Source organism: Microseira wollei NIES-4236 (genome assembly GCF_020521235.1).
Taxonomy (GTDB): Bacteria; Cyanobacteriota; Cyanobacteriia; order Cyanobacteriales; family Aerosakkonemataceae; genus Microseira; species Microseira wollei.
Genome location: NZ_BLAY01000345.1, coordinates 1 through 4,500, shown reverse-complemented (window position 1 = coordinate 4,500; position 4,500 = coordinate 1). Strand labels below are relative to the sequence as shown.

At 49.0% G+C, this 4,500-nt stretch carries 6 protein-coding genes; 3 read left to right on the top strand and 3 right to left on the bottom strand.

The genetic code is table 11. The annotated features are described in order from the left end of the window. Positions 1 to 203: 203 nt before the first annotated feature. On the top strand, positions 204 to 386 hold the full coding sequence (locus MiSe_RS47815; protein ID WP_226594321.1) for a hypothetical protein: 183 nt from the start codon (positions 204 to 206) through the stop codon (positions 384 to 386). A 97-nt stretch (positions 387 to 483) separates the two neighbouring features. Further along, complete coding sequence (locus tag MiSe_RS47810) at positions 484 to 2,289, top strand: ABC transporter ATP-binding protein (RefSeq protein ID WP_226594325.1); 1,806 nt, start codon at positions 484 to 486, stop codon at positions 2,287 to 2,289. A gap of 168 nt (positions 2,290 to 2,457) precedes the next feature. Here the strand turns inward: MiSe_RS47810 and MiSe_RS47805 are convergent, their stop codons facing one another. The 3 genes from MiSe_RS47805 to MiSe_RS47795 form a co-directional block, all read right to left on the bottom strand. Further along, the gene (locus MiSe_RS47805) at positions 2,458 to 3,015 is read right to left on the bottom strand and encodes a Uma2 family endonuclease (protein ID WP_226594318.1); all 558 of its coding nucleotides are present in this window, start codon (positions 3,013 to 3,015) and stop codon (positions 2,458 to 2,460) included. A gap of 99 nt (positions 3,016 to 3,114) precedes the next feature. Next, positions 3,115 to 3,633, bottom strand: a complete 519-nt coding sequence (locus MiSe_RS47800) for a YkgJ family cysteine cluster protein (protein ID WP_226594316.1) — start codon at positions 3,631 to 3,633, stop codon at positions 3,115 to 3,117. Between the two features lie 282 nt (positions 3,634 to 3,915). Further along, entirely contained in the window at positions 3,916 to 4,185 is a 270-nt protein-coding gene (locus tag MiSe_RS47795) for a Precorrin-3B methylase (RefSeq protein WP_226594314.1), read from the bottom strand. Positions 4,186 to 4,282: 97 nt separating this feature from the next. Here MiSe_RS47795 and MiSe_RS47790 point away from each other — a divergent pair. Beyond that, positions 4,283 to 4,500, top strand: a 218-nt coding sequence (locus MiSe_RS47790; RefSeq protein ID WP_226594312.1) for a hypothetical protein, incomplete at its 3' end; no start/stop codon positions are given.

The window sequence follows — 4,500 nt, the reverse complement described above, 5'->3', positions numbered from 1 at the left end:
CCGCGCTCTCCCGATCTCAATCCTTGCCGAAGCCCGCCGCCCGCGCTCCCCCCCCCCAACCCTTCCCCCCTCGCCCCCATCCACTCTAATCCGCTCTCTTTCCCTACCGCGCCCACTCCCCCAGCGCCCCAGTTTGGCGTCTATTGTCCCAATGCGCGGCTGGTAGCCTTTCTGGCTTACGGGCAGAGGGCACAGCAGCGAGAGTGGGTAAATCAACCACTTGGCTGAGCGGACTATTGAAGAAATTGGGTGATGCTTTCCCCGATGCTATCGCGCCATTCGACCCGGATGGCTACCGCTGGAAATGGCGCCAGGGGAAGTTCAGAGCCTGGGATGAAGGAGCAGTTGATGACAATGGCTCAAAGGCGCTCGCTGCATACAATTGAGGTGAAAATTCAACTAGCCCTGGGCTGGAATTTTGGCAGTGAATCATTATAGTGAAAGTTGGTAGCCTCAAACAGATACAGTTTTGGACTTCTTGGCTTGAAGAAGCGATCGCATTACTGGCAACTCGTGCCATACATCCGCCCCCACTGGAAAACCATCGCCCAGGCATTTGCTTGTACCCTAGCGGTGACAGCGTTTTGGCCTCCCCAAGCCGCACTCGCAGGTAACATTGCCGCCGCCATCGGCAAAGGTAATATGCTGGCGCTGGGAAGTGTTGCAGGCGCTTTAACCTTGGTATTTCTCGGTCAAAAAATTATGCTCTACGGGCAAGATGCGCTGATGGCGAAAGCCGCGTTTGCCATTGCCTTAGACTTACGCCAGCGGGTATACGCTCACTTGCAACGGCTTTCCTTGAGCTATTTTGAAACAGCGAAAACGGGAGATCTCGCTTACCGACTAACAGAAGATATCGATCGGATCGGGGAAGTGGTATATAAATTTTTCCACGACTCGGTTACCTGTGCATTGCAATTAATTGTGCTTTTGGGGTACTTAATTTATCTCAACTGGCAGCTAACGATCGCTACATTTATCGTGGCGCCGCTGATGGGAATTTTAATTGCTTGGTGCGGGGAACAGATGCTGAAGTTTTCCAGGCGCAGTCAAAATCGCACTTCTAATTTATCGGCTTTACTAACAGAAGTATTTAGCGGAATTCGCTTGGTGCAAGCATTTGCGGCAGAAGATTATGAAATTGATCGTTTCGCTAAGGAAGCGGAATTTAACCGTCAAGCCAAATATGCGACGGAACATTTAAAAGCGATTCAAAATCCAGTGGTGGGATTTTTATATGCGATGAGCGTGTTGCTGCTGCTATTTTTAGGTGGCTGGCAAATCTCCCAGGGAAATTTAACCGGGAGTAGCTTTGTGAGCTTTCTGGCAGGTGTAGGATTGCTGATTGACCCGATCGCCCACATGACGAGCAATTACAACGATTTTAAACAAGGGGAAGCGTCGATTGACCGGATATTTGAGTTAATGGAAATTCCGCCAATGGTGGTGGAAAAAGAGGATGCGATCGCACTTCCCCCCGTCACCGGCAAGGTAGAATATCGCCACGTTTGTTTTAGTTACGAACAGGTGAGTTGGAACGACGCGGCGACGCGGCGACGCGGCGACGCGGGGATGCAGACAGGAGACAATTACCAATTAGCAATTAGCAATTCTTGGGTATTGCAAGACTTAAATTTACTGGCAATGCCGGGAGAAACTATCGCTTTGGTGGGTGTTTCTGGTGCGGGTAAAACAACTTTAGTTAATTTACTGCCTCGGTTTTATGACCCGCAAGTGGGTGAGATTTTAATTGATGGTATTGATGTTCAAACAGTTACCCTCCGCAGTCTGCGGCGACAAATTGGGATTGTACCCCAAGAAACTATTTTATTTTCGGGTACGATCGCCCAAAATATCGCCTTCGGTCAAGCTGAGTTTGACATGGAGGCGGTGCAGTCAGCGGCGAAAGTCGCCAACGCGCACCAATTTATCGCCCAGCTATCTCAGGGATATCATACTTGGGTGGGAGAAAGAGGGGTAAACTTATCAGGAGGACAAAGACAACGGATAGCGATCGCTCGCGCCGTCTTACTCAATCCCAGAATTCTCATCCTCGATGAAGCAACTTCCGCTTTAGATTCAGAATCGGAAGCTTTAGTCCAAGAAGCGTTAGAAAGACTGATGCAAGATCGGACTGTTTTTATTATCGCCCACCGCCTCGCCACCGTGCGCCGCGCCGACCGAATTTTAGTCTTAGAAAAAGGGCAAATAGTAGAATCTGGAACCCACGAGGAGTTATTGGAAAAAGGCTCGCGCTATGCCAGTTTTTATGCCCAACAGTTTCGGTAATGCCCAATCATATCATGTCCAGTAGATTACCCACGATCGGCAGCCGGGACACGGCAAAATTAACGTTATCTGTTTGTCATAGAGATCTATGATGCCGTGTCCCTACGCAACAATGGGGTGCGGTTTTTTTATTATGGGCAATTTAACGGACAAAACCCGCCCCCCGCGCTAGGGAAATAGTCGAGCAATTTCAACTTCAATATCAGGAAAAGCCAGCATGAAAAGAGTCGCTTCTTCATTGAGGATACTCTCTTGTTGGTAGGTTTGATTAACTATTTCCCGGAAGACGCGAACTTGACGGGTATTTGTATCGAGAATCCAGTAATCAGCAATCCCAGCTTTGGCATAAGCAACGGCTTTTTGTTTGCGGTCGCGTTCTAGAGTAGTATCGGAGATTTCCACAAGCAGGAAAGTATCTGCTGGAGTTGGGTGACTTCCTGCGTAGAATCGGGGGTCAATCCGAACCACGGCGATATCTGGTTCGGGTTCTGAGTAAGGATTCAGGTTAATCGGGTCTTGAATCCGAATTAAGGCAAGTCCTGCCAGTAGGGTTCTCAGGTATTCAGCTGCACAGAGGTTGGTGGCTGAATCAGGGGGATTTTTGGCAGCCATTGAGATAATTTGTCCTTCTAGCAGTTCCACTCGTTCATCTGGGTCGAGAATTCCTGCTTCTGTCATGCGGTGGTATTCGTCTTGGGAAAACAAGCGTACACTTGTTGAGGTCATGGTACTACTCCAGTAGCTTCGATCCCAGTTTTCTTCTTCGATCGTAGAGTGGAAACAATCTCAATTTCTTAGCACGTAAATCGACTTCCACGCCTCGGTCTAACACAGGTGATAATGCACCTCGAAGGGAATCGGCGCACCGCTAATTCGCTCAATTTCATCTCGAATCGCTTCAGCGTTTCCCCATATAATGTGGCGTTCGTCTCGGGATGCCACCTCGGTTTCAATCATCTCACAGTACTGCTCGCCATCGCGGGCGACAAAGAAGCCGTAGGTGCGACAGGCAATTGGGCGTGCTTCGTAGATCCGGCAAGACCCTTCTACTTGATCAAGATAGGGGCAAACGACATGCTTGCCTACGTTGTTCTCTGCAATTTGCCTCAAAAGTGCGTCGATTTTCTGCTCGACCTCAGTCCTTATTGTGGCAGGAAGTGCAGCCACGGCTTCGTCAACGCGCACCCATTCTTCCGGACTGAGTTCAGGAGGATGTGCTAGATGGCGACAGCAGCGATCGCAACCGCGCCGACAAGGCCACCAGTCTCGAGTAGCGCGAATCTCTTGCACGCGGCGCAGGACGCGCGAGTCGAGAACAAGCAATTTGTGTCGTGGGTCGTTCATCAAAGTTATGGTTCCATTGAACAGTTAATTGGTCTAAGTAAGTAGGTGAGTATAACTAAATTGAACCAGAGGCGGGCGGGACGCCCACCCCACAAGAGTCTGAAATTCTTGTGGGGTGGGCATTGGAGCGGGCCCCACACTTGCATAACTATTTTCACTTTATTTACTTGTACCTACTTACTGCCAGAAATGGATAGCTAATTTTAAGGTTTGTCGTTGAAAGAGAAAGCCTTAGAAGCAAGCAATTCTAAGAATCCTCTCCCTTTTATGTAGAGGACAATGTCAATATTTCGGCTTTCGTTTCGACTTGGGTGGCGTTCGGTGTTCCCCAAAGTATTTTTCACTGCGATAGCGTAGCCAGACCCGCAACACCTGCGGAATCTGGTCTTTTTGTTCTTTTGTTAGTGTGTTGTAAAGAGCTAACGCGCGATCCCGTTCTCCCCGACAGGCAGCATTATTATGGGCATCCCAGTAACTTCGGGCAACTCGAATCCGCCGACAGACTTCCTTAATGAGTGCTTCTCCAGTGAGGGGATCTTCGTGCTTTGTCATAATTCAATCAGAACGCACTATTCTCAATCTTAACCTTTAGCATTCTTTCTGGGATTTATTGTTGATGTGCTAGCTTATAATTACCGTTTGTGGGACTTTGGTGCGACTTCCGAATCCTGTCTGTAACACAGTCCTAGCTGGTCGTGCCGCCATTCCCCAAACGGTTTTATATCATTTTCCTCGTAGTTCCCTTTTTAAGCGGCGTCAGATTTGGCAACGGGATTTTTTGCAGAGCAAGCGAACCTCTGAAGTTAAAGTCCCCCTTTTTAAGCGGCGTCAGATTTGGCAACGGGATTTTTTGCAGAGCAAGCGAAC

What these genes read in the sequence shown, in the direction of transcription:
- MiSe_RS47795 (WP_226594314.1), bottom strand. Translation starts at nt 4,185, where the DNA reads ATGACAAAGCACGAAGATCCCCTCACTGGAGAAGCACTCATTAAGGAA.
- MiSe_RS47800 (WP_226594316.1), bottom strand. Translation starts at nt 3,633, where the DNA reads ATGAACGACCCACGACACAAATTGCTTGTTCTCGACTCGCGCGTCCTG.
- MiSe_RS47805 (WP_226594318.1), bottom strand. Translation starts at nt 3,015, where the DNA reads ATGACCTCAACAAGTGTACGCTTGTTTTCCCAAGACGAATACCACCGC.